The sequence below is a fragment of the Ureibacillus sp. FSL K6-3587 genome (assembly GCF_038593165.1).
Classification (GTDB): Bacteria; Bacillota; Bacilli; order Bacillales_A; family Planococcaceae; genus Ureibacillus; species Ureibacillus suwonensis.
This window is the reverse complement of the sequence record NZ_CP151969.1, coordinates 1148735-1175089: the sequence shown is the minus strand read 5'-3', so window position 1 is coordinate 1175089 and position 26355 is coordinate 1148735. Positions and strand designations below refer to the sequence as shown.

The 26355-nt window shown below is 42.2% G+C and carries 15 protein-coding genes, 2 tRNA genes, 3 rRNA genes and 1 pseudogene; 13 read left to right on the top strand and 8 right to left on the bottom strand.

Features of this window, described 5'->3' with window-relative positions; all coding sequences use genetic code 11:
- Positions 1-16: 16 nt before the first annotated feature.
- The 8 genes and pseudogenes from mnmG to rpmH form a co-directional block, all read right to left on the bottom strand.
- Entirely contained in the window at positions 17-1909 is a 1893-nt protein-coding gene (mnmG, locus tag NSS77_RS05670) for a tRNA uridine-5-carboxymethylaminomethyl(34) synthesis enzyme MnmG (RefSeq protein WP_342470756.1), read from the bottom strand.
- A 37-nt stretch (positions 1910-1946) separates the two neighbouring features.
- Positions 1947-3332 carry a tRNA uridine-5-carboxymethylaminomethyl(34) synthesis GTPase MnmE gene (gene mnmE / locus NSS77_RS05665; RefSeq protein ID WP_342470755.1) on the bottom strand — a complete coding sequence of 462 codons (1386 nt, stop codon included), beginning with the start codon at positions 3330-3332 and terminating at the stop codon, positions 1947-1949.
- A gap of 187 nt (positions 3333-3519) precedes the next feature.
- Entirely contained in the window at positions 3520-5172 is a 1653-nt protein-coding gene (locus tag NSS77_RS05660; protein ID WP_342470754.1) for an IS1182 family transposase, read from the bottom strand.
- A 96-nt stretch (positions 5173-5268) separates the two neighbouring features.
- A pseudogene (locus NSS77_RS05655) lies at positions 5269-5454 on the bottom strand (hypothetical protein); the annotation flags it as partial.
- A 96-nt stretch (positions 5455-5550) separates the two neighbouring features.
- Positions 5551-6315: an RNA-binding cell elongation regulator Jag/EloR gene (gene jag, locus NSS77_RS05650; protein ID WP_342470753.1), complete on the bottom strand. Its 765-nt coding sequence runs from the start codon at positions 6313-6315 to the stop codon at positions 5551-5553.
- Complete coding sequence (gene yidC, locus NSS77_RS05645; protein WP_342470752.1) at positions 6312-7088, bottom strand: membrane protein insertase YidC; 777 nt, start codon at positions 7086-7088, stop codon at positions 6312-6314. Before yidC ends, jag begins: the two co-directional genes overlap by 4 nt.
- Positions 7089-7235: 147 nt before the next feature.
- Positions 7236-7589 (bottom strand): ribonuclease P protein component, encoded by a 354-nt coding sequence (gene rnpA / locus NSS77_RS05640; protein ID WP_342470751.1) that lies wholly within the window; start codon positions 7587-7589, stop codon positions 7236-7238.
- 62 nt (positions 7590-7651) lie between these two features.
- Entirely contained in the window at positions 7652-7786 is a 135-nt protein-coding gene (gene rpmH, locus NSS77_RS05635) for a 50S ribosomal protein L34 (protein ID WP_208651115.1), read from the bottom strand.
- 532 nt (positions 7787-8318) lie between these two features.
- On the opposite strand from rpmH, the gene dnaA reads away from it, so the two are divergent.
- The 13 genes from dnaA (at position 8319) to guaB (ending at position 26350) form a co-directional block, all read left to right on the top strand.
- The gene (dnaA, locus tag NSS77_RS05630) at positions 8319-9662 is read left to right on the top strand and encodes a chromosomal replication initiator protein DnaA (RefSeq protein WP_342470750.1); all 1344 of its coding nucleotides are present in this window, start codon (positions 8319-8321) and stop codon (positions 9660-9662) included.
- 169 nt (positions 9663-9831) lie between these two features.
- A complete protein-coding gene (gene dnaN, locus NSS77_RS05625) occupies positions 9832-10974 on the top strand; it encodes a DNA polymerase III subunit beta (protein WP_342470749.1) in 1143 nt (380 codons plus the stop codon).
- Between the two features lie 343 nt (positions 10975-11317).
- Positions 11318-11548, top strand: coding sequence for a S4 domain-containing protein YaaA (gene yaaA, locus NSS77_RS05620; RefSeq protein WP_342470748.1), 231 nt, complete (start codon positions 11318-11320; stop codon positions 11546-11548).
- Positions 11545-12660, top strand: coding sequence for a DNA replication/repair protein RecF (recF, locus tag NSS77_RS05615; RefSeq protein WP_342470747.1), 1116 nt, complete (start codon positions 11545-11547; stop codon positions 12658-12660). The genes yaaA and recF overlap by 4 nt, the downstream gene beginning before the upstream one ends.
- A gap of 75 nt (positions 12661-12735) precedes the next feature.
- On the top strand, positions 12736-14661 hold the full coding sequence (gyrB, locus tag NSS77_RS05610) for a DNA topoisomerase (ATP-hydrolyzing) subunit B (protein WP_342470746.1): 1926 nt from the start codon (positions 12736-12738) through the stop codon (positions 14659-14661).
- Between the two features lie 24 nt (positions 14662-14685).
- Entirely contained in the window at positions 14686-17166 is a 2481-nt protein-coding gene (gene gyrA, locus NSS77_RS05605) for a DNA gyrase subunit A (RefSeq protein ID WP_342470745.1), read from the top strand.
- Between the two features lie 175 nt (positions 17167-17341).
- A complete protein-coding gene (locus NSS77_RS05600) occupies positions 17342-18439 on the top strand; it encodes an HD-GYP domain-containing protein (RefSeq protein WP_342470744.1) in 1098 nt (365 codons plus the stop codon).
- A 357-nt stretch (positions 18440-18796) separates the two neighbouring features.
- A 16S ribosomal RNA gene (locus tag NSS77_RS05595) occupies positions 18797-20349 on the top strand.
- A 69-nt stretch (positions 20350-20418) separates the two neighbouring features.
- Positions 20419-20495 (top strand) — tRNA-Ile (locus NSS77_RS05590).
- A 7-nt stretch (positions 20496-20502) separates the two neighbouring features.
- Positions 20503-20578: transfer RNA gene (locus NSS77_RS05585), tRNA-Ala, on the top strand.
- A 198-nt stretch (positions 20579-20776) separates the two neighbouring features.
- Positions 20777-23703 (top strand): 23S ribosomal RNA (locus tag NSS77_RS05580).
- A gap of 56 nt (positions 23704-23759) precedes the next feature.
- Positions 23760-23875 (top strand): 5S ribosomal RNA (gene rrf / locus NSS77_RS05575).
- Together the 16S, 23S and 5S rRNA genes with 2 tRNA genes alongside form the textbook arrangement of a ribosomal RNA operon.
- A 1008-nt stretch (positions 23876-24883) precedes the next feature.
- Positions 24884-26350: an IMP dehydrogenase gene (guaB, locus tag NSS77_RS05570; protein ID WP_342470743.1), complete on the top strand. Its 1467-nt coding sequence runs from the start codon at positions 24884-24886 to the stop codon at positions 26348-26350.
- Positions 26351-26355: the final 5 nt, after the last annotated feature.

Here is a 26355-nt window from a genome sequence, read left to right as displayed (position 1 = left end):
CGAACGCTTTATTTTGTTAAGAGTTGCTGATTCTTGCAATTTTTCCTTGTTCAATGTACACAAGCAAAATGGATATATCGGCCGGATTCACTCCGGATATCCGTGAAGCTTGGGCAATGGTTAACGGACGCACTTCTTTTAATTTTTCACGGGCTTCGGAGGCCAAGTTTGGCACATCATCATAATCGATATCTTCAGGTATTTTTTTGCTTTCCAATTTATGAAGACGTTCCACTTGTTGCAATGCTTTTTGGATGTAACCTTCATATTTGATTTGGATTTCCACTTGCTCTTTTACTTCTTCGCTTAATTCTTCTTCCGGCGGCGTAAGTGTTGCCACCAAGTCATAAGTCATTTCAGGGCGTCTCAACAAGTCAGCCGCGCGGATACCGTCTTTTAATTCCGAACCGCCAACGGAACGGATCACTTCTTGCGTTTTCTCATTCGGTTTGATGATCACTTCACGGAGACGGGCCATTTCATTTACGATTTGTTCTTTCTTTTTCAAGAATTTTTGATAACGTTCTTCTGAAATTAATCCCACTTTATAACCGATATCTGTTAAGCGCAGGTCTGCATTGTCATGTCTGAGAAGAAGGCGATATTCTGCACGGGATGTCAGCAAGCGGTATGGCTCATTTGTTCCTTTCGTCACCAAATCATCAATTAACACGCCGATATAGGCTTCTGAACGTTTCAAAATGAGTTCTTCTTTTCCCAATACTTTAGCTGCTGCGTTGATTCCTGCAATGATTCCTTGGCCAGCCGCCTCTTCGTAGCCGCTTGTACCATTGATTTGGCCGGCTGTATAAAGGTGTTTGATCCGCTTTGTTTCAAGGGTTGGCCACAATTGGGTCGGAACAATCGCATCATACTCGATGGCGTAACCAGGACGCATCATTTGGGCATTTTCCAATCCAGGAATGGAAGCGATCATCTTCAATTGAATATCTTCCGGCATGCTCGTTGATAAACCTTGCACATAGACTTCATCCGTTTCCCGTCCTTCCGGTTCAATAAAGATTTGATGACGGGGTTTATCATTGAAACGAACGACCTTTGTTTCGATGGATGGACAATATCTTGGGCCAGGACCTGTAATGAGACCCGTAAACATCGGCGCTTTATCCAAATTGCTGTTGATGATCTCATGGGTTTCCGGTGATGTATACGTCAACCAGCATGGGATTTGATCCATAATATATTCCGTCGTTTCATAGCTGAATGCCCTTGGTACATCATCACCCGGTTGAATTTCCATTTTGCTATAATCAACCGTTCTTCCGTTTAAGCGAGGCGGTGTCCCCGTTTTAAAGCGCACAATGTCAAAGCCCAACTCTTTTAATTGATCGGCAAGCTTAATGGAAGGCTGCATGTTGTTAGGTCCGCTAGAATATTTGATATCACCGATGATAATTTCTCCGCGCAAATACGTCCCTGTTGTCAAAATGACCGCGTTTCCCCGGAAAACTCCGCCTGTTCTTGTAATAACCCCTTTTACTTCTCCATCTTCAATAATTAACTCTTCCACCATCGCTTGTTGGATATGAAGGTTCTCCTGTTTTTCCAAGACGCGTTTCATTTCCCGTTGGTATAACACTTTATCCGCTTGAGCCCGCAATGCCCGAACCGCCGGACCTTTTCCGGTGTTCAACATTCTCATTTGAACATGAGTTCTATCAATGACTTTCCCCATTAAACCGCCCAATGCATCAATTTCCCGTACGACAATCCCTTTTGCAGGACCGCCGATGGATGGATTACAAGGCATAAAAGCGATATTTTCCAAGCTGATTGTCAACATGAGGGTTTTTGCCCCCATTTTTGCAGCAGCATGGGCTGCTTCCACACCAGCATGACCGGCACCGACCACTATGACATCATAAATTCCTGCTTCGTAATTTGTCATGCCGAAAAAATCTTCCCTTCTATTCGTAAGTTTCAATTTATTTTCCTAAACAGAATTGTGAGAACAACTGATCAATCAAACTTTCATGAACGGTGTCACCGATAATTTCACCGAGCAATTCCCACGTTCTCGTCACATCAATTTGGACAATATCCACGGGCACGCCGGCTTCGGCCGATTCAATGGCATCTTCAATGGCATCCAATGCCTTTTGCAATACGGAAATATGCCGTGCATTGGAAACATACGTTAAGTCATCGGATTCGATCTGCCCTTCAAAGAACAATTCAGCGATCGCCTCTTCCAATTCCTCCACGCCTTCTTCTTTTAATAAAGAAGTCGTTACCATTCTTCTGCCGTTTGCAAGGGCCTTCACTTTTTCCAAATCGATCCGCTGCGGCAAATCGGTTTTATTGACAACGACGATAAAATTCATGTTCCGTATCGTCTCAAACAAACGTTCATCTTCCTCTGTCAATGGTTCAGCACCATTTAATACAAGTAATATCAAATCCGCTTCTTTTAACACCTGCCGGGATCTTTCCACCCCTATCCGTTCAACGATATCTTCGGTTTCACGAATTCCGGCCGTATCCACTAAACGTAAAGGGACACCGTGGATGTTGACATACTCTTCTATAATATCACGAGTTGTCCCTGCGATATCTGTGACAATGGCTTTATTTTCTTGCACCAATGTATTTAATAGCGATGATTTTCCCACATTCGGTCTTCCCAAAATCACCGTTGACAAGCCTTCACGCAATATTTTCCCTTGGCTGGAGGTTTGAAGTAATTTTTTTATTTCATCCCGCACCCATGTACATTTTTCAAGCAACATTGGAACGGTCATTTCTTCCACATCATCATATTCCGGATAATCGATGTTCACTTCCACATGGGCCAATGTTTCAATCAACGCTTGTCGCAACTCTTTAATTAATTTTGAGAGTTTTCCTTCCATTTGATTAAGGGCAATATTCATCGCTCGGTCCGTTTTTGCCCGGATTAAATCCATCACCGCTTCAGCTTGCGATAAGTCAATACGTCCATTTAAGAAAGCGCGCTTCGTAAATTCGCCAGGTTCAGCCAGACGTGCTCCATTTCTTAACACAAGGTTCAACACCCGGTTAACGGAAACAATTCCCCCGTGACAGTTGATTTCCACAACATCCTCACGTGTGAATGTTTTCGGAGCCCTCATGACCGATACCATCACTTCTTCCACCGCTTTTTCCGTTTTCGGATCGATTAGATGGCCGTAATGAATTGTATGAGTTGGTTGGTCTTGTAATTTTTTATTATTGGGGGATTTGAATATTTTATCCGCTATTTGAACGGCTTCATCCCCGCTTAAACGAACGATGGCAATGGCCCCTTCTCCCATCGGTGTGGATATCGCAGCAATTGTATCTGTTTCCAATTCATTCACTCCTTTACCTATCCACATGTGGATACTTTCCGAACTTCTCACTAACAAAATAGATTAACACAAATCACATTAAATCGAAAGTATAGTAACTTTTCCACATGTGGATAGTTATGTTTCATCAAAAAACAGCCAAAAAAAAAGAGGCTGGAACAAAAGATAAAAAGAGGCTGGGACAAAACTAGCTTCTAGATAGGAAAAAGGAGAATTTGAGTTGGCTCAAATTCTCCTTTTTCCATTTATCCCCATTATTTTTGGTTAGTTGATCTTTGTTGGCCGTGTATTTTCGTAAATTCACGGCCATTAAGGCAATGCCCATTTCATTTTCCACTTTCGATTTTCCTCGAACGGAAAATCGAGTGAAACGCAAATTAGCCTTCAAGAATCCAAAAACTGGTTCTACGTCTATTTTACGTTGACGGAAAATAGAACCAGCTTTTTCTTCTGAAAGCTTCGCTCTTACATATTCTTTTTGTTGTTCCCATTTTTCATTCACCATGACCTTTCGGTGATTGCCTTCCTTTGCTTTTGTGCATGATGAACGAAATGGACATCCTGAACAGTTTTCACATTCATAGATTTTCAATTCTCGTTTGAAACCAGTCTTATCTGTACGTACAGAACGATAACGGAAGGTTACTCGCTGCTGATTTGGACAAATGTAGGTATCACTTTCTTCGTCGTACATCCAATTGTCTGGATGAAATGGATTTTGTTTATATTTCTTCTTTTGTTCTTTCTCATACATGGTATATGGAATGAGTGCCTCACATTTTCGATTCGAAAGGATGTCTTCATAGTTTTGTTCACTACCATAACCAGCATCTGCGACAATATACTTTGGCAACGGAAAATAATCCTTTTCTATCTTATTCAAGAACGGAATTAATGTACGTGTATCAGTAGGATTTGGAAAGATGCTATAAGCTAGTGCGTATTGACCTTCTGTTGCGATTTGTACGTTGTATCCAGCCTTCAATTGACCGTTTTTCATATAGTCGTCTTTCATTCGCATGAACGTCGCATCTAAGTCTGTTTTGGAATAACTATTCCGTTCACCCAAGATTTCGAAGTCTTTTTGATACTTTTGTTTACGTAAAATCAAGTCAATCAACTGTTTGTACACTCGCTTCGGATATTTCCGTTCGCTTCTTAATGCTTTTCGTTCTGTGGCATCGGGCGATGCTTCTATCTTTTGGTCATATTCCGTAATCACTTCATCGACTTGTTGCACCATTTGAGCGAGTTCTTCAACGGACAGTTCTCCCTCATTTTCCCGCTCCATTTCAGGGATGATTTCCTTCTCTAACAGTTCGTTGTAGAGCTGATTGGATTTTTCAATTAAGCTTTGGTTGTATTTTTCAATGGATTTCTTCCATACGAAAGTAAATTTATTGGCATTCGCTTCAATCTTCGTACCATCGATAAAAATGGCTTCTTGATCGATTAACTTTTCTTCCACCAGTTGGCAACGGAATTGGACAAAACATTGACGAATTAATTCTTTTACTTCCGGATGCACACGAAAACGATTGATCGTCCGATAACTTGGTTCATATCCTTGTGCCAACCACATCATTCGTATACTGTCCTTTAATAGCGCTTCAATTTTTCGACCTGAAAAGACAGACTGCGAATAGGCACACAAAATAATTTTTAGCATCATGCGTGGATGATAAGCAGGACAACCTGTATTTCGAAGAAACGGCAGGAAGGCTTCATCTGGAATACTTTCAACTAAATAGTGAATATGGAAGGCAATATCATTTTCTTGTAATTTTATTTCTAAATCTAGAGGTAAAACTAATTGATTCATGTTATAATATTTAAACATAAGGACCCTTCTTTCTGTTAGTTTTGGTGGTAACTTAATTTTAACAGAAGAGGTCCTTATTTTTTATTGAAAAAATGAAGAACAGCCCATGAAATTTCATTCCAACATTTCATGGGCTGTTTCCATATTAGAGGAGGGTTTTGTCCCAGCCTCTTTTTTGATAATTGAAGAAAATTGATTTCCGTTCCGGGGACGCTTTCCGCGGGCCCGGCTCGAGCCTCCTCGGAGCTCAAACCTTCGCTCCTGCGGGGTCTCGAGACTCGGGCTGTTCCCGCAGGAGTCGCCCCGTCACTCCAATCATTTTTCTGTGATATCAATTTTTTACAAAAAATTTTTTTGCAGCTCGTTCACTTTATTAGTTATGTCCCAGCCTCAAATTTATTTCACCGGTTCGATGACTAGATGGCGATTCGGTTCCACGCCTTCCGAATATGTTTCCACATCCAACCGATTCGCTAAAGCATTATGGATAATTTTCCGTTCGTAAGAAGGCATCGGTTCCAATGCAACTTTTTTTCCTGTCCGGATTGCCTTGTCCGCCATTCGCTCAGCCAATTGCTCCAAAGCAATTTGACGGCGCTCGCGATAGTTTTCAACATCCAGACTTACCGTCACATATGATTTTGCATTTTTGCTTACAACCAATTGGGTTAATTGTTGCAAAGCATTTAAATTGCTTCCGTGTTTTCCAATAAGGAGTGCCGCCTTTTCACTTTCCAGTTTGAAAAGAATCGTTTTACCTTCCGTTTCCGTTTCAATTTTCAAATCGTTAATTCCCAATGCTTTTGCGATGTCTGTCAAATATTGAACGGCACTTTCGATAGGATCAGCGTAATCTTCCTGAACCTCATCCATTGTTTGTATTGCATTCTCGCCCTTTATTTCATTTGGTTCAACCGCTTCAACAACTGTTTCCGGTTCATCCTTTTCCGATGGGATTTCTTCTTGAATTTCTTTTTCTTCTGTCAAAGGTTCAATTAAAGTTACCCGAACCTCTGCAGGACGGGCACCAAATCCCAAAAACCCCTTTTTTGCTTCTTGCAATACCTCTATTTCCACTTGATCCCGTGTCGCCCCAAGCTGTTGTAACGCTAAAGCGATTGCTTCATCCTTCGTTGAGCCAGTTTGTGTTATTTGTTTCACTTTTTCGCTCCTCCAGTTGTCGCAGGTTTTTCAGATTCCTTCTTTTCCCAAGGTTTCTTATAAATAAAGATATTTTGCACTACTGAAATAATATTTCCGACCACCCAATATAATGACAATGCCGCCGGTAAGGCCATACCAAATCCAATGATCATCAGAGGCATAATATATAACATCATTTTCATTTGAGGATTGTCCACCGCCGGACCAGTCATTAATACAATATATTGGATGACGCCGGCCGCAATAGCTAGAACAATACTTGGTTCCGCCAATGGGAAAACGAGAAACGTGCCAAGTTCAAACTCCGGTGTCACATTCATCCGGCTGATTGCATGATAGAGTCCGATGATGATCGGCATTTGAATCAAAGCAGGTAAGCAGCCCATCATTGGATTGACGCCGCTTGTTTTCATTAATTCCATCAATTCTTGTTGATATTTTTGTTGTGTTACAGCATCTTTTGAACTGTATTTCTTTTGAAGTTCCTGCATTTTTGGTTGCAGTTCCTGCATTTTTTTCGAACTCTGCACCTGTTTTATTGTGAGCGGAAGAATTGCCAATCGAATGATAATTGTGACAGCGATAATTCCCAATCCATAAGATCCTAATAGATCTGAGAAATATTTGATAATGGAGACGATCGGCCAAACAATAAATTGATTCCAAAAACCTTCGCTGTCTTCTGAAATCGGTTCGCGATATTCGGTACAGCCGCTAAGCAAGATGGTGGCTATAGATAAGGTTAACAGTATCCAATATTTTTTTTTCAACGCTGCTCCTCCTACAGTTTTACAGATCTTTCTTCTTTTTTTCATCATCTTCAGCTATTTTACCATGATTTTACGCCTTTGCTCCACAGATAGTTTCTTTCCATCGGCACAAAATTGATGGCGCTTACAAAGCGAAGGAAACTTGCCTTATTCCTCTTTTCTTCTATTCAATGCCTTAGAAATTTTTAATACATGTTCCAAACTTTTTTTCGTTTCATGGTAATTTAAATCGGCCGCCGGCAATCTGGCGATAATGACATAATCCATATCTTGACGGATTTCATCTTTTAATTCAAAAAAAACTTGGCGGATATAGCGCTTCACTTGATTCCGTGTAACGGCATTCCCGATTTTTTTTCCCACCGAAAGGCCGATTCGAAATTCCTTTTGTCCTTCCTTTGGCAAACAATATATGACAAACTGGCGATTTGCGTAAGATTTCCCTTCTTTAAACACTTGCTGAAATTCTTTATTTTTCTTTATCCTCTGGCGCTTCCTCACTCGATCACCTGCTTTTCTTTTCTAAAATTGAGAAAAAAAAGACCACTGAAGAATCAGTGGACTTATGCAGATAATACTTTTCTTCCTTTACGACGACGTGCTGCTAAAACTTTACGACCGTTTTTTGTGCTCATGCGTTTACGGAATCCGTGTTCTTTTTTGCGCTTAAGTTTTGATGGTTGATATGTGCGTTTCATCTATATTTACACCTCCAAAGTGATTGTTCAGTTTCAATTTTTACATATAGACCTGACTATTATATAAAAACTACATTCAGATTGTCAAATAGCGATTAATTACAGGAAAGTGAAAAAACCCCTTGGGATATTTTCAAAATATTTTAATAAATTATCCACAGGATAGTTGTAGATAATCACAAGGATTGTGGATAATTTTTTTCACCATTTTTTTATCCACAATTGTTATTGACAACTTTTTCACATAAACATACCTTGTGGAAAAAAATTTACGGATTCGTATGAATAATGTGGATAAGTTTATGGAGCTATTGAAACTGCTTAATTTTTTTGATAGGATAATTGTGCTTTACCTTGTGGAAAAGTATCTTGGGAAATATTTTATCCCCAACTGTTAATAACCTGTGGATAAAAATAAACACAACCTATGGAAAAAGTTATCCACAGGTTGTGATTTTGTGTTTTAATAATAAATGATGGATCCGTTTTTCATATAAACTGTAAAAAAATATTTAGTAAAGGAGTCACAAGCTTGGAACATTTAGACGAGTTATGGAGCAAGGTCCTGGCCCGAGTAGAGCAACAAATTTCAAAACCAAGCTTTGAGACGTGGTTAAAATCGACTAAATTGCTCTCTTACAAAGGAAATAATGTGACAATCGCGGCGCCCACTTCTTTCGCGCGTGAATGGCTCGAAAACCACTATGTACATTTAATTGCAGGAATCTTGTCCGAATTAACCGGAGAAGATCTGTATATTAAATTTGTTGTTCAAAAGGATCAGGACAACGATGATTTTGATATTCCGGCACCGGTCATTCAAACGAAGTCAAATGAGCCTCAAGAAAGCCCACATAGCATGCTTAATCCTAAATATACCTTTGATACCTTTGTCATCGGTTCGGGCAACCGTTTCGCCCATGCAGCATCTCTCGCGGTTGCGGAAGCACCTGCCAAAGCCTACAATCCATTGTTCATTTACGGTGGGGTTGGTTTAGGAAAAACCCATTTAATGCATGCAATCGGCCATTATGTTCTTGAACATAATCCAAATGCGAAAGTGGTCTATTTATCTTCAGAAAAATTTACAAATGAGTTCATCAACTCAATCCGGGATAATAAGGCCGAAGACTTCCGAAACAAATATCGCAACGTGGATGTATTATTAATTGATGATATTCAATTTTTGGCTGGAAAAGAATCAACTCAAGAGGAATTTTTCCACACATTCAATACATTGCATACGGAATCAAAACAAATCGTCATTTCCAGTGACCGTCCACCAAAAGAAATTCCGACATTGGAAGATCGCCTGCGCTCACGGTTTGAATGGGGATTGATTACGGACATCACCCCTCCGGATCTAGAAACGCGGATAGCGATCTTGCGCAAAAAGGCAAAAGCGGATGGACTTGATATACCGAATGAAGTGATGCATTACATAGCAAACCAAATTGACACGAATATTCGCGAGCTGGAAGGAGCATTGATTCGTGTCGTCGCTTATTCGTCTTTAGTTAATCAGGACATCACCGTAGAATTGGCACAAGAAGCGTTAAAAGACATAATGCCTAACACAAAACCAAAAACAGTAACAATTCAGGACATTCAAAAGGTTGTGGGGGAACATTTCAATATCCGATTAGAGGATTTCACTTCAAAAAAACGCACAAAATCCATTGCATTCCCCCGACAAGTGGCGATGTATTTATCAAGAGAATTAACGGATTTTTCTTTGCCTAAAATTGGGGAAGAATTTGGTGGAAGAGATCACACAACGGTTATTCATGCTCATGAGAAGATTGAAAAATTGTTAAAAGTGGATCAACATCTGCAGGAAGAAATCAAGCGGATTCGCAGCATGCTTGGCAAATAAGGTTGTGGATAACCTTCATTTTCTTTTACAGGGTTATTCACAATGTATTAACATGTGGATATGTTGTCTGAACAGAAAAAATCACGCTTATCCACAAATCCACAGCGACTATTACTATTCCTACTCTTTTTATTTTAAAAAATAATAATTTAATAAGTGAGGTATGACGATGAAATTTGAAATCATGCGAGATCGACTGTTGGATGGGCTAAATGATGTAACAAAAGCCATCAGTTCCAAAACAACGATCCCTATCCTGACCGGGATAAAAATAGATGTCAGAAACAACGGCATTCTGTTGACAGGATCAGATGCAGATATCACCATCCAAACATTTATTCCAGCCGAAGAAAACGGCGATCAAATTATCAACATTGTGGAAACTGGATCCATCGTTTTACAAGCCCGAATGTTCAACGAAATCGTAAGAAAACTTCCTACAAATGATGTTGAAATCGAAGTGGTGAATGATTTTCAAACTCATATTCGCTCAGGAAAAACGGAATTCCATTTGATCGGTTTGGATGCATCCGAATATCCGTTATTGCCGGAGATCTCCAACGATAATAAATTCGAAATACCGGCCGATTTATTGAAAGCGATTATTCGCGAAACAGTATTTGCGGTTGCAACAAGCGAAAGCAGACCTGTGCTCACAGGGGTAAAATGGATGATAGAAAACGACGAATTGATCTGTGTTGCAACAGATAGCCATCGTTTGGCGCGGAGAAAAGTGAAACTGGAAACTTTACCGGGCGATATTGAGTCAATCGTCATTCCTGGAAAAAGTCTCAATGAATTGAATAAAATTTTGGATGAAACAAGCAATCCTGTTGAAATCACAATGTCCAACCAACAAATTTTATTCAAAACGGATCACGTATTATTCTTCTCCCGTTTGCTGGAAGGAAATTATCCGGATACTTCCCGCTTAATACCAACGGAATTCAAAACCAATATTACGTTGGATGGAAAAACATTATTGCAAGCAATTGACCGCGCCTCTCTTGTGGCCAGAGAAGATCGGAACAACGTTGTCCGTTTTGAAACATTGGAAGATGAAGGTGTGAAAATTTCATCCAATTCACCGGAAATCGGAAAAGTGGAAGAACAAATTCCGGTTCACTCAAACGAAGGTGAAGAACTGGTTATTTCATTTAGTGCAAAATACATGATGGAAGCATTAAAAGCGATTGATGGGCAAGGGCAGGAAGTAATCATTCAATTTACCGGTGCAATGAGACCATTCATTCTACGTTCAGTGAATGATGATGCCATCCTTCAGTTGATACTGCCGGTGAGAACATATTAATTTTTGAAAAGTGTAGATATAGCCGAATTTCAGGCTTGTCTACACATTTTTTTTACTCAAAACGTATTGGGTCTTTCATTAAAACACGGGATTTGGCGGCAGGTTTTACGACATTATATGTTGTGAAACTTTTTTTATACTAAAAATCAAAAAATTTTAGTTGAAACGATTTTAATATTCGTTTTTTAATTCTGATTGGAGAAGTATGTAAGCATGAATAAAGGTTTGAATTAGAAGCTTTTCGTCAAAAATTAAGGTAGGCATCCGTTGCTTTTCTGGCTTATTGGCGAAAATTAAGGTAAGATTAATTGATAGATGTTCGTTTAACGGAGGCTGAATTTATTTGAATGAATTAGTTATTGACACGGAATTCATCACGCTCGGTCAGGTGTTGAAAGTGACCAATGTGATCGGCTCTGGTGGTATGGCCAAATGGTATTTGGAAGAAAACAATGTGTATGTCAACGGTGAAATTGAAAGACGACGTGGACGAAAATTAAGACATGGCGATTTCATCAATATTCCTGGTTGTGGAAGATATGTAATTGTAAACAAGAACGGAGAAAAGGAATGATTATTGAACGTTTACAACTTACCAATTACCGCAATTATGAATCTCTCAATTTAGAGTTTTCTCCAAAAATCAATGTCCTCATTGGAGAAAATGCCCAAGGAAAGACGAATATTTTAGAATCCATCTATGTATTGGCGATGGCCAAATCCCACCGGACGAGCAATGATAAAGAATTGATACGTTGGGAAACAGACTATGGTAAAATAAAAGGGGAAATCAAAAAACGACATGTTAGCTTTCCTTTGGAGCTTTTAATTACTAAAAAAGGGAAAAAGGGAAAAGTTAACCATATTGAACAATCGAAACTAAGTAACTATATAGGTCAAATTAACGTTGTCATGTTTGCGCCGGAGGACTTGAACATCGTAAAAGGAAGTCCGCAAGTGCGCAGACGTTTTATTGATATGGAAATTGGCCAAATTTCCCCCGTTTATTTGCATGAACTGCTGAATTTCCATAAGCTCTTAAAGCAGAGAAACCAGTTATTGAAAAGTTATCAAGAAAAACAAAAAATCGATGAAGTATTATTTGATATTTACACAGAACAATATATTCAATCCGCTGTACAAATTATTCGTAAGCGTTTTGAATTTGTTGATCTATTACAGGAATGGGCGGAAAAGATCCATTCCGGCATCTCTCAAGGAATGGAAAAGTTAAAAATAAAATACTTCACAACCAAAGGAATTGATAAAGATTGGTCCATCACCGATATATCTACATACTTAGCGGAAAAATTCGCTCAAGTGAAAGAAAAGGAAATGGAAAGGGGCCTGACACTCATCGGACCTCATCGTGATGACTTGCAATTTTTAGTCAACGATTATGATGTTCAGGTTTATGGATCGCAAGGACAACAAAGGACAACTGCCCTTTCTTTAAAGTTGGCTGAAATTGAATTAATTAAGCAAGAAACAGGAGAATCACCTATATTGCTTTTGGATGATGTATTGTCAGAATTGGATGATTTCCGTCAATCCCATTTGCTGAACACGATTCAAGGAGAAGTTCAGACCTTTGTTACGACTACAAGTGTTGATGGAATTCACCATGAGACATTACAACACGCAAAAATGTTTCACGTGAAACAAGGAAAAATAGAGACTGAATAGTTGATCATTGGATTTTATAGGATTTTATGTGATGAAATAAATGCATACTAGGGTATGAAAGAGTAGGTGAACGTGGTGGCTTTAGAAGATAGTAAAGTTCAGGGAAATTATGATGCTGAACAAATACAAGTTTTAGAAGGATTAGAAGCTGTCCGCAAACGTCCAGGAATGTATATTGGTTCAACAAATTCAAAAGGTTTACACCATTTAGTGTGGGAGATTGTAGACAATAGTATTGATGAAGCATTAGCTGGTTATTGCGATAAAATTCATGTAACGATAGAAAAAGATAATTGGATTCGTGTGGAAGATAACGGCAGGGGGATACCGGTAAGCATCCATGAAAAAATGGGTATTCCTGCCGTTGAAGTAATTATGACTGTACTCCACGCTGGAGGAAAATTTGGAAGCGGCGGCTATAAAGTTTCCGGAGGTTTGCATGGTGTTGGAGCTTCTGTAGTAAATGCGCTTTCCGAAGAAACTGAAGTGTATGTAAAACGGGATGGTCATATTTATTATATTAAGTTTGCTAGAGGGAATACGGTTGTACCGCTAAAAGTGTTGGGAGATACAGATGAAACTGGAACGACAACACGTTTTAAAGCGGATCCGGAAATTTTTAAGGAAACGACTGTATATGATTACGAGACATTGGCAACCCGCTTGCGTGAACTGGCTTATTTAAACCGCGGCATTAGGCTGACATTGACAGATGAGCGCGGGGATGAAGTGCATTCTGATACTTATTATTACGAAGGCGGAATTCGAGAGTATGTAGAGCATCTAAATGAGTCGAAAGAGCCGATTCATGAAACGATTGATATTATGGGGGAAAAGGATGGAATTTCCGTTGAAATTGCATTGCAATATAATGCGGGATACTCCACTGACATTTATTCCTTTGCAAATAATATCAACACTTATGAAGGCGGTACCCATGAATCTGGGTTTAAAATGGCTTTGACTCGTGTCATTAATGAATATGCACGAAAAAGCGGCATGATTAAAGATAACGATGCAAATTTAACAGGTGAAGATGTCCGCGAAGGTTTAACTGCCATTATATCTGTAAAACATCCGAATCCTCAATTTGAAGGGCAAACAAAAACGAAATTAGGAAATTCGGAAGTAAGTGCCATTACAAACCAAATCTTTTCGGAAAGCTTTGAACGATTTTTATTAGAAAATCCATCGATTGCTAGAAAAATTGTTGAAAAAGGAATAATGGCTGCTAGAGCTCGTGTTGCGGCCAAAAAAGCCCGGGAATTTACAAGAAGAAAATCAGCGTTGGAAATTTCAAATTTACCAGGGAAGCTTGCTGACTGTACTTCTACAAATCCGGCAGAATCTGAAATTTTCATTGTCGAAGGGGATTCAGCGGGCGGATCGGCTAAATCAGGTCGTGACCGTTACTTCCAAGCCATCTTGCCTTTGCGCGGAAAAATTTTAAATGTGGAAAAAGCCAATTTAAACCGCATTTTATCCAATGCGGAAATTCGCGCCATGATCACAGCCTTTGGTACAGGTATCGGAGATGAATTTGATCTAGAAAAAGCCCGATATCATAAAATCATCATTATGACCGATGCTGATGTCGATGGAGCACATATCCGCATTCTATTGCTAACATTCTTCTTCCGATTCATGCGTCCGCTTATCGAAGCAGGATATGTATATGCTGCCCAACCGCCTCTTTATCAAGTAAAGCAAGGAAAGCATGTAGAGTACTGTTATTCAGATGAAGAACTTCAGGAAATTTTAAAACGCCTTCCAGATAATCCAAAACCTACAATTCAACGATATAAAGGTTTAGGAGAAATGAATGCTGAACAACTATGGGAAACAACGATGAATCCAGAAAGACGTACGTTGCTTCAAATCCAATTGGATGATGCCATTAAAGCCGATCAAATCTTTAGACAACTAATGGGCGATGAAGTAGAGCCCCGTAGACAATTTATTGAAGAAAATGCAGTATATGTTGAAAATCTAGACGTTTAATATGCATGAAAGGAGGGCTCATCCATGGCTGAAAATATTAATTCAGAAATCAAACAAGTGAAAATTAGCGAAGAAGTTCAAAAATCTTTTTTAGATTATGCAATGAGCGTCATTGTTTCCCGTGCCCTGCCGGATGTGAGAGACGGCTTGAAACCTGTTCAACGCCGTATTCTTTACGGCATGTATGAATTGGGAAACCATTCAGATAAACCGTATAAAAAATGTGCCCGCATCGTAGGAGATGTAATGGGGAAATACCATCCCCACGGAGACTCTTCCATCTATGATGCACTTGTGCGGATGGCGCAGGACTTTAGCTATCGTTACGTTTTAGTGGATGGACATGGCAACTTTGGTTCAGTTGATGGAGACGGCGCTGCTGCCATGCGTTATACGGAAGCCCGCATGTCAAAAATTGCGATGGAGATGCTTCGGGATATCAATAAAAATACGATTGATTATGATCCAAACTATGAAGGAACTGAAAAGGAACCAAAAGTATTGCCTTCTCGGTTCCCTAACTTGCTCGTAAACGGAGCTTCAGGAATTGCTGTTGGTATGGCAACAAATATTCCTCCGCATCAATTGGGAGAAACAATTGATGCGGTTATCGCAGTAGCGGAAAATCCTGAAATTACAACAGATGAGTTGATGGAAATTATTCCAGGGCCAGATTTTCCGACAGGCGGGATTATTTTAGGACGAAGCGGAATTCGTCGCGCTTATGAAACAGGACGTGGCACAATTGTTGTGCGTGCAAAAGTGGAAATTGAAACAAGTTCGACTGGAAAAGAAACCATTGTTGTAACAGAAATTCCATATCAAGTGAATAAAGCGAAGTTAATTGAAAAAATTGCTGAGCTCGTTCGGGATAAAAAAATCGAAGGAATTTCCAATCTTCGTGATGAATCTGACCGCCGGGGCATGCGGATTGTTATAGAAGTAAGAAAAGATGCCAATGCCAATGTGGTGTTGAACAACTTATACAAACAAACGGCCATGCAAATGAATTTTAGCGTGAACATGCTTGCCCTCGTTCACGGCCAACCAAAAGTATTAAGTTTAAAAGAAGTGCTTTATCAATATTTAGAACATCAAAAAGAAGTCATCACCCGCCGTACTCAATATGAATTGAAGAAAGCGGAAGATCGGGCACATATTTTAGAGGGCTTGCGCATTGCTCTTGATCATATCGATGAAATCATCAATATCATTCGTTCTTCTCGCACAGGAGAAGAAGCAAAACCCATTTTAATGGAGCGCTTTAACTTATCGGAAAAACAAGCACAAGCCATCCTCGATATGCGCCTCGTTCGTTTGAGCGGACTGGAAAGAGAAAAAATAGAGAATGAATATCATGATTTGCAAAAACTTATAGGCGAATTAAAAGCCATTTTAGCTGATGAGTCAAAAATTATTGACATTATTAAAAAAGAACTGTTAGAAATTAAAGAAAAATATAATGACCAACGCAAAACTGAAATTGCTCCCGGCGGTCCGGAAATGATTGAAGATGAAGATTTGATCCCAAGGGAAGATTCCGTCGTTACATTGACCCATAGAGGATATATTAAGAGATTGGCGGCCAACACATATCGCAGTCAAAGACGCGGCGGCCGCGGAGTGCAAGGAATGAATACCCACGAAGATGATTTTGTGGAACATTTATTGTTCACATCTACCCATGACGTCATTTTATTCTTCACTTCCAAAGGGAAAGTGTATCGGGCAAAAGGATATGAAATCCCTGAATACGGACGTACAGCAAAAGGTTTACCAATCGTTAACTTGTTAAATCTTGAGAAAGAAGAAAAAGTTACGGCGATGATTGGTGTAAAAGAATATGATGAAAATGCGTTCTTCGTCTTTACGACAAAAATGGGGATTACAAAGCGCACTTCTTTATCCCAATTTGCCAATATCCGCAATAACGGTTTAATTGCAATTCATTTGAACGAAGATGATGAATTGATTTCTGTCCGATTAACAGACGGTTCAAAACATGTTGTCATTGGTACCAGAAACGGCATGTTAATCCGTTTTGAAGAACAGGATATTCGTGAAATGGGCCGTACCGCAGCCGGAGTACGCGGTATTAAACTTCGCGAAGGCGATTGGGTAGTCGGTATGGAAATCGTCGAACCGGGTCAAGATATTTTGGTCGTAACTGAAAAAGGTTACGGAAAACGGACGCCTGAATCTGAATATCGCCTGCAAAACCGGGGTGGAGTAGGCATAAAAACGATTCAGATTACAGAGAAAAACGGCCCAATGTGCGCGGTAAAAACCGTGGACGGCACAGAAGACATCATGTTGATTACAAACAATGGCATACTCATCCGTATGGACGTGAATGATATATCTTGTATCGGCAGAAATACGCAAGGGGTACGGCTAATCCGCTTGGCCGAAGATGAATGCGTGGCAACAGTAGCTAGAGTGAAGAAAGAAGAAAATTCCGATGAAAACGATATAACAGAAAAAGAAGAAAATGATAAAGCCTGATATGTAAAGGAAAATGAAATAAAAACATGAATAAATTCCTTAAACAGAAACATCGCTTTATTATGATGTTTCTGTTTTTTTTATTCATAAAAATATCCAAAATGAATAAGTAAAATATTGTATAATTTTGCATGGAGGATGGATTTATGAATAATCAGAAAAGGGGGTTTTCAGATTGAAGATAACAATGGTTCACATCAATAATTTGGATTTTGGAGATATTGTCGGAAAAGATATTTACGCAAATACTAGATATCCGATCGTTGCAAAAAATACACCCATTACTTCCGAACTTTTGCATGTATTCAGAGCGTTCAATATTCAGGAAGTGCCAATTCTTTTTGATGAGAAGAAAAAACGTGTTTCAAATAAAAAAGTGGAGAAAGAAGAAAGCGTGATTGCCGAACAAGATAATCAACTTAGTACGTTCGGGAAGGAATATTTGGCGAATTTAGAAATATTTAAAAAAGAATTCAGTAAATGGGAAGCTGGCGCAAAAATTGACCTGATTAAAGTGAGAGAGGTCATTTTCCCATTAATCGAAAAAGTTTTGGAAGACCGGTCGTATCTTTTTGATTTGACCCATTATTCCACACCAAATGATTATCTGTACCACCATTGCATCGCTACAGGATTAATTGCGGCCACACTTGCAAACAAGCTGGGCTTTGACCGGGGAAATACGTTGCAAATCGGCATTGCTGGAGCCCTTGCAGATTGCGGGATGGCAAAAGTTCCTAAGATTATACGGAATAAAAAGGGTGCCCTTACGAAAAATGAATACGACGAAATCCGTAGACATCCGGTTTATAGTTATAACATGGTGAAAGAATTGGCCGCTTTAAAGCCTGAAATGAAACTCGCCGTACTACAACATCACGAACGCTTGGATGGCAGCGGCTACCCGATAGGAATTAAAATGGGAAGAGTGTCCCAATTGGCGCAAATCATTGCTGTGGCTGATACATTCCATGCCATGACTTGCGATCGCGTATATCGGTCAAAGGAATCTTTATTCAAAGTCATTGAAATGATTAAAGAAACGGAATTTGGAAAATTTGATATCCAGGTGGTCAATACTTTAACAAACTTAGTGGCCGATTTGCCGATTGGAACAAAGGTGGAATTAACAAACCTGGAAAAAGCGGAAGTAATTTTTGTCAATCAGTTTTACCCAACCCGCCCTATTATCAGGCTATTAAAAAATGGAGAGATTATCGATTTATCCAAACAAAATGCGCTAATGATTTCCCGAGTCATACCAAACGATTAAAAAATGATAATAAAGCTTGATTTTTTTATCATTCTATAATAGAATTCTATCTCGTGAATGATCCAAATAATTTTCATATCTGAATACTTCTTTTTCATGTCAATAAAAAGCCGTTTTCCAAGAACAAATCGTTTTTTATTAAAAGTTTTTTCTTAAAAATGATTTGTTAAAAAAATAATTTGAAATTTTTATTGACATACATTTTGAAAATTGTTATTATAATTAAGTCGCTGCGAGGCGATAGGATATGAACCTTGAAAACTGAACACTAAAACGTTGATGTAATAATACTTCCGGTTGTTAACCCTCGTTGACAACCGGATTCGGACAAGTAATTTTTGAGCTAATCAAATCTCTTTTTTGGAGAGTTTGATCCTGGCTCAGGACGAACGCTGGCGGCGTGCCTAATACATGCAAGTCGAGCGGACCAATTAGAAAGCTTGCTTTTTAATTGGTTAGCGGCGGACGGGTGAGTAACACGTGGGTAACCTGCCCTATAGACCGGGATAACTCGCGGAAACGCGTGCTAATACCGGATAACACACCGAAGCGCATGCTTCGGGGTTGAAAGATGGTTCTGCTATCACTATAGGATGGGCCCGCGGCGCATTAGCTAGTTGGTGGGGTAACGGCCTACCAAGGCGACGATGCGTAGCCGACCTGAGAGGGTGATCGGCCACACTGGGACTGAGACACGGCCCAGACTCCTACGGGAGGCAGCAGTAGGGAATCTTCCACAATGGGCGAAAGCCTGATGGAGCAACGCCGCGTGAGCGAAGAAGGTCTTCGGATCGTAAAGCTCTGTTGTAAGGGAAGAACAAGCGCAGCAGTCACTGGCTGCGCCCTGACGGTACCTTACTAGAAAGCCACGGCTAACTACGTGCCAGCAGCCGCGGTAATACGTAGGTGGCAAGCGTTGTCCGGAATTATTGGGCGTAAAGCGCGCGCAGGCGGTCTCTTAAGTCTGATGTGAAAGCCCCCGGCTCAACCGGGGAGGGTCATTGGAAACTGGGAGACTTGAGTGCAGGAGAGGGAAGCGGAATTCCATGTGTAGCGGTGAAATGCGTAGAGATATGGAGGAACACCAGTGGCGAAGGCGGCTTCCTGGCCTGTAACTGACGCTGAGGCGCGAAAGCGTGGGGAGCAAACAGGATTAGATACCCTGGTAGTCCACGCCGTAAACGATGAGTGCTAGGTGTTAGGGGGTTTCCGCCCCTTAGTGCTGCAGCTAACGCATTAAGCACTCCGCCTGGGGAGTACGGTCGCAAGACTGAAACTCAAAGGAATTGACGGGGGCCCGCACAAGCGGTGGAGCATGTGGTTTAATTCGAAGCAACGCGAAGAACCTTACCAGGTCTTGACATCCCGCTGACCGCCATGGAGACATGGCCTTCCCTTCGGGGACAGCGGTGACAGGTGGTGCATGGTTGTCGTCAGCTCGTGTCGTGAGATGTTGGGTTAAGTCCCGCAACGAGCGCAACCCTTGTCCTTAGTTGCCATCATTCAGTTGGGCACTCTAAGGAGACTGCCGTACAAATACGGAGGAAGGTGGGGATGACGTCAAATCATCATGCCCCTTATGACCTGGGCTACACACGTGCTACAATGGGTGGTACAAAGGGCGGCGAACCCGCGAGGGGGAGCGAATCCCAAAAAGCCACTCTCAGTTCGGATTGCAGGCTGCAACTCGCCTGCATGAAGCCGGAATCGCTAGTAATCGCGGATCAGCATGCCGCGGTGAATACGTTCCCGGGCCTTGTACACACCGCCCGTCACACCACGAGAGTCTGTAACACCCGAAGTCGGTGAGGTAACCCTCCGGGAGCCAGCCGCCGAAGGTGGGACAGATGATTGGGGTGAAGTCGTAACAAGGTAGCCGTATCGGAAGGTGCGGCTGGATCACCTCCTTTCTAAGGATATAAACGGAAAACATTAGCGTTTTGTGTTCAGTTTTGAGGGTTTATAAAACCTCAAAATATGGGCCTATAGCTCAGCTGGTTAGAGCGCACGCCTGATAAGCGTGAGGTCGATGGTTCAAGTCCATTTAGGCCCACCATATTTTTGGGGCATTAGCTCAGCTGGGAGAGCGCCTGCTTTGCACGCAGGAGGTCAGCGGTTCGATCCCGCTATGCTCCACCATATATTCCATACTTGTATGACATTCGCAGATGAAATGATTCATCTCGAGGTTATACCGGATTAGAATATTGCTGTTGTTCTTTGAAAACTGGATAAACGACATTGAAAGTAAGTAATTTACTGTAAAGTTCTTACGCTTTTCTGATAGAAAAGCAAACCATCAAGGGTTACGAGGCGCAAGCAAGTCGTAAGCCGCAAGGTTAAGTTAGTAAGGGCGCACGGTGGATGCCTTGGCACTAGGAGCCGATGAAGGACGGGACTAACACCGATATGCTTCGGGGAGCTGTAAGTAAGCTTTGATCCGGAGATTTCCGAATGGGGCAACCCACTGCTCGTAATGGAGCAGTATCTTAACGTGAATTCATAGCGTTAAGAGGGCACACCCAGGGAACTGAAACATCTAAGTACCTGGAGGAGAAGAAAGAAACATCGATTCCCTGAGTAGCGGCGAGCGAAACGGGAACAGCCCAAACCAAGAGGCTTGCCTCTTGGGGTTGTAGGACACTCTATACGGAGTTACAAAAGGATGGGTTAGACGAACCGTTCTGGAAAGGACGGCCGTAGAAGGTAACAGCCCTGTAGTCGAAAATCCATCCTCTCCAGAGTGGATCCTGAGTACGGCGGAACACGTGAAATTCCGTCGGAATCCGGGAGGACCATCTCCCAAGGCTAAATACTCCCTAGTGACCGATAGTGAACCAGTACCGTGAGGGAAAGGTGAAAAGCACCCCGGGAGGGGAGTGAAAGAGAACCTGAAACCGTGTGCCTACAAGTAGTCAGAGCCCGTTAACGGGTGATGGCGTGCCTTTTGTAGAATGAACCGGCGAGTTACGATTACGTGCAAGGTTAAGTCGAGGAGACGGAGCCGCAGCGAAAGCGAGTCTGAATAGGGCGAAAGAGTACGTGGTCGTAGACCCGAAACCAGGTGATCTACCCATGTCCAGGGTGAAGGTGAGGTAACACTCACTGGAGGCCCGAACCCACGCACGTTGAAAAGTGCGGGGATGAGGTGTGGGTAGCGGAGAAATTCCAATCGAACTTGGAGATAGCTGGTTCTCTCCGAAATAGCTTTAGGGCTAGCCTCGCGTAACGAATACTGGAGGTAGAGCACTGTTTGGACTAGGGGCCCACCTCGGGTTACCGAATTCAGACAAACTCCGAATGCCAGCTATTTAGACGCGGGAGTCAGACTACGAGTGATAAGATCCGTGGTCAAGAGGGAAACAGCCCAGACCACCAGCTAAGGTCCCAAAGTAACCGTTAAGTGGAAAAGGATGTGGCGTTGCTTAGACAACCAGGATGTTGGCTTAGAAGCAGCCATCATTTAAAGAGTGCGTAATAGCTCACTGGTCGAGTGACGCTGCGCCGAAAATGTATCGGGGCTAAACGGTTCACCGAAGCTGTGGATTCGTGCTTCGCACGAGTGGTAGGAGAGCGTTCTAAGTGCGCAGAAGTCAGACCGGAAGGACTGGTGGAGCGCTTAGAAGTGAGAATGCCGGTATGAGTAGCGAAAGATGGGTGAGAATCCCATCCACCGAATGACTAAGGTTTCCTGAGGAAGGCTCGTCCGCTCAGGGTTAGTCGGGACCTAAGCCGAGGCCGAAAGGCGTAGGCGATGGACAACAGGTTGATATTCCTGTACCACCTCCCCGCCGTTTGAGCAATGGGGGGACGCAGGAGGATAGGGAAAGCACGCCGTTGGTCGCGCGTGTCCAAGCCGCAAGGCGGGGAAGTAGGCAAATCCGCTTCCCGTAACGCCAAGCGGTGATGGGGAGCCTCTTAGGAGGCGAAGTTCCTGATTTCACACTGCCAAGAAAAGCCTCTAGCGAGGCGGGAGGTGCCCGTACCGCAAACCGACACAGGTAGTCGAGGAGAGAATCCTAAGGTGAGCGAGAGAACTCTCGTTAAGGAACTCGGCAAAATGACCCCGTAACTTCGGGAGAAGGGGTGCTCATTGGGGTGCAAGCCCCGATGAGCCGCAGTGAATAGGCCCAGGCGACTGTTTATCAAAAACACAGGTCTCTGCAAAACCGCAAGGTGACGTATAGGGGCTGACGCCTGCCCGGTGCTGGAAGGTTAAGAGGAGGAGTTAGCGCAAGCGAAGCTCCGAATTGAAGCCCCAGTAAACGGCGGCCGTAACTATAACGGTCCTAAGGTAGCGAAATTCCTTGTCGGGTAAGTTCCGACCCGCACGAAAGGCGTAACGATCTGGGCACTGTCTCAACGAGAGACTCGGTGAAATTATAGTACCTGTGAAGATGCAGGTTACCCGCGACAGGACGGAAAGACCCCGTGGAGCTTTACTGTAACCTGATATTGAATTTCGGTGCAACTTGTACAGGATAGGTAGGAGCCGTAGAAGGGGGAGCGCCAGCTTCCCTGGAGGCGCCCTTGGGATACTACCCTGGTTGTACTGAAATTCTAACCCGCAAGCCTGATCGGCTTGGGAGACAGTGTCAGGTGGACAGTTTGACTGGGGCGGTCGCCTCCCAAAAGGTAACGGAGGCGCCCAAAGGTTCCCTCAGAATGGTTGGAAATCATTCGCAGAGTGTAAAGGCATAAGGGAGCTTGACTGCGAGACCTACAAGTCGAGCAGGGTCGAAAGACGGGCTTAGTGATCCGGTGGTTCCGCATGGAAGGGCCATCGCTCAACGGATAAAAGCTACCCCGGGGATAACAGGCTTATCTCCCCCAAGAGTCCACATCGACGGGGAGGTTTGGCACCTCGATGTCGGCTCATCGCATCCTGGGGCTGTAGTCGGTCCCAAGGGTTGGGCTGTTCGCCCATTAAAGCGGTACGCGAGCTGGGTTCAGAACGTCGTGAGACAGTTCGGTCCCTATCCGTCGTGGGCGCAGGAAATTTGAGAGGAGCTGTCCTTAGTACGAGAGGACCGGGATGGACACACCGCTGGTGTACCAGTTGTCTTGCCAAAGGCACAGCTGGGTAGCTATGTGTGGACGGGATAAGTGCTGAAAGCATCTAAGCATGAAGCCCCCCTCAAGATGAGATTTCCCATTGCATAAGCAAGTAAGATCCCTCAAAGACGATGAGGTAGATAGGTCCGAGGTGGAAGCACGGTGACGTGTGGAGCTGACGGATACTAATCGATCGAGGACTTAACCAAAAGAAAAGCTTTCAATGCCGTTATCCAGTTTTGAGAGAACAACCTCTCAGTCCTTGTGAAGTGATGATGGCAAAGAGGTCACACCCGTTCCCATACCGAACACGGAAGTTAAGCTCTTTAGCGCCGATGGTAGTTGGGGGCTTCCCCCTGCGAGAGTAGGACGTCGCTTCGCAAGCAGGAGGCTGGGACAAAAGATAAAAAACACCATTTTCTCACGGGAGAAAAATGGTGTTTTTTTGATAATTGAAGAAAATTGATTTCCGTTCCGGGGACGCTTTCCGCGGGCCCGGCTCGAGCCTCCTCGGAGCTCAAACCTTCGCTCCTGCGGGGTCTCGAGACTCGGGCTGTTCCCGCAGGAGTCGCCCCGTCACTCCAATCAATTTTCTGTGATATCAATTTTTTACAAAATTTTTTTTTGCAGCTCGTTCACTTTATTAGTTATGTCCCAGCCTCTTTTATTGCCCAAAATAAGCCCCCAACTACCAAAGACCGGAGGTCAGCTCGGCGCGATACAGAAACAGGAATAAAAGAGTCAAGCAGAAGAACCATTAGTAGTAGACGAGAAGCACGGGGACCAAGAAGATCAAGGAAGTGAGGCGGCACGGAGCGCAAGCGTCGGGTACGTGAGCACCGGACCGCCGAAACTGACGAGAGTAGCCGGTCAACGTGCTTCGTAGTTCGCGCCGATGGTAATTGGGGGAATCCCCTGCGAGAGTGGGACGTAGTTAATAAAAATTACTATTTTAGTTTTCTGCATTTTATTTATTAAAACTAAAAATCTTTACAAAGAAAGACCGAAAGTTTATTCATTTTTATATGGAGGCAGAATTTAAATAAAAATAAAAAGTATTAAGAAGATACAAGAAAATCAAGAAAGTTTCGTACCCACCATCCCCCCACCAAAAAAACAACTATTCTGTTTTAGTCTAAAAAACAGAAATCAACAGTACATAAAAACTCCACTTTCACAAGCCATTTTTGATCAAACAATAGCAATTTTCATAATTAATGTGAAAAAGAACAAAATAAAGCTAGTTTGACACACTTCATCATTTGAAAAAACATGTAGACAATTTTCAATAATCCGAATACTTTTTCTATTTATCAGATTCTTGACACTGGGAAAACATGTTGTTAATCTTACTAATAATATTCGTTTATACTAGGAGGAATAATCGAAATGTGGGAGACGAAGTTTGCCAAAGAAGGCTTAACGTTTGACGATGTATTGTTAGTACCAGCGCATTCAACAGTATTGCCTAGAGAAGTTGATATATCTGTGCAACTGACGCCAAAAATCAAATTAAATATTCCGATTATTAGTGCGGGAATGGACACAGTCACTGAGTCAAAAATGGCAATCGCCATGGCACGTCAAGGTGGGCTTGGAATCATCCACAAAAACATGTCCATTGAAGAACAGGCAGAAGAAGTCGAAAAAGTAAAGCGTTCAGAAAATGGGGTTATTACCAATCCTTTCTTTTTAACACCTCAACATCAGGTATTTGATGCTGAACATTTAATGGGTAAATATCGCATTTCGGGTGTTCCAATTGTAAATAATGAAGAAGAACAAAAATTAGTTGGAATTATTACGAATCGTGATTTGCGCTTCATTTCCGATTATTCATTGAGAATCGAAGAAGTCATGACAAAAGAAGATTTGATCACAGCTCCTGTAGGAACGACATTGGAAGAAGCAGAAAAAATCCTGCAAAAATATAAAATCGAAAAACTTCCAATTGTAGATGAAGAAGGAAAATTAAAAGGGTTAATCACAATAAAAGATATTGAAAAAGTGATTGAGTTCCCTAATGCAGCAAAAGACAGCATCGGACGATTGATTGTTGGCGCGGCGGTTGGCGTTTCAAGTGATACGTATGCCCGTGTGAAAAAATTAGTGGAAGCGCAAGTGGATATTATTGTGATCGATACGGCTCACGGTCATTCCCAAGGCGTTATTGATACTGTAAAAAATATTCGCAAAGAGTATCCGGATTTGGAAATTATCGCTGGTAACGTGGCGACTGCAGAAGCAACTCGTGCATTATATGAAGCTGGAGCGGATGTGGTAAAAGTAGGTATCGGCCCTGGATCCATCTGTACGACTCGGGTTGTTGCAGGTGTAGGTGTACCACAAATTACAGCCATTTACGATTGTGCTACAGTAGCCCGTGAATATGGCAAAACGATTATTGCCGACGGTGGTATCAAATATTCCGGTGATATCGTAAAAGCTCTTGCAGCAGGTGGACATGCCGTAATGCTTGGTTCATTGCTTGCCGGTACAACTGAATCACCAGGGGAAACAGAAATTTTCCAAGGACGCCGTTTCAAAGTATACCGCGGTATGGGTTCCCTTTCTGCGATGGAACAAGGTTCAAAAGATCGTTATTTCCAAGAAGATGCAAAAAAATTGGTGCCTGAAGGTATTGAAGGACGTGTACCATACAAAGGGCCTCTTGCTGATACAATCCATCAATTGGTCGGCGGAGTTCGTTCAGGTATGGGATACTGCGGCGCGCCAAACTTGGAACATTTGCGCGAGTATTCTCAATTTGTCCGCATTACCAATGCCGGTCTTCGTGAATCCCATCCACACACTGTTCAAATTACTAAAGAAGCTCCAAACTACTCTCTACAATAATTGGA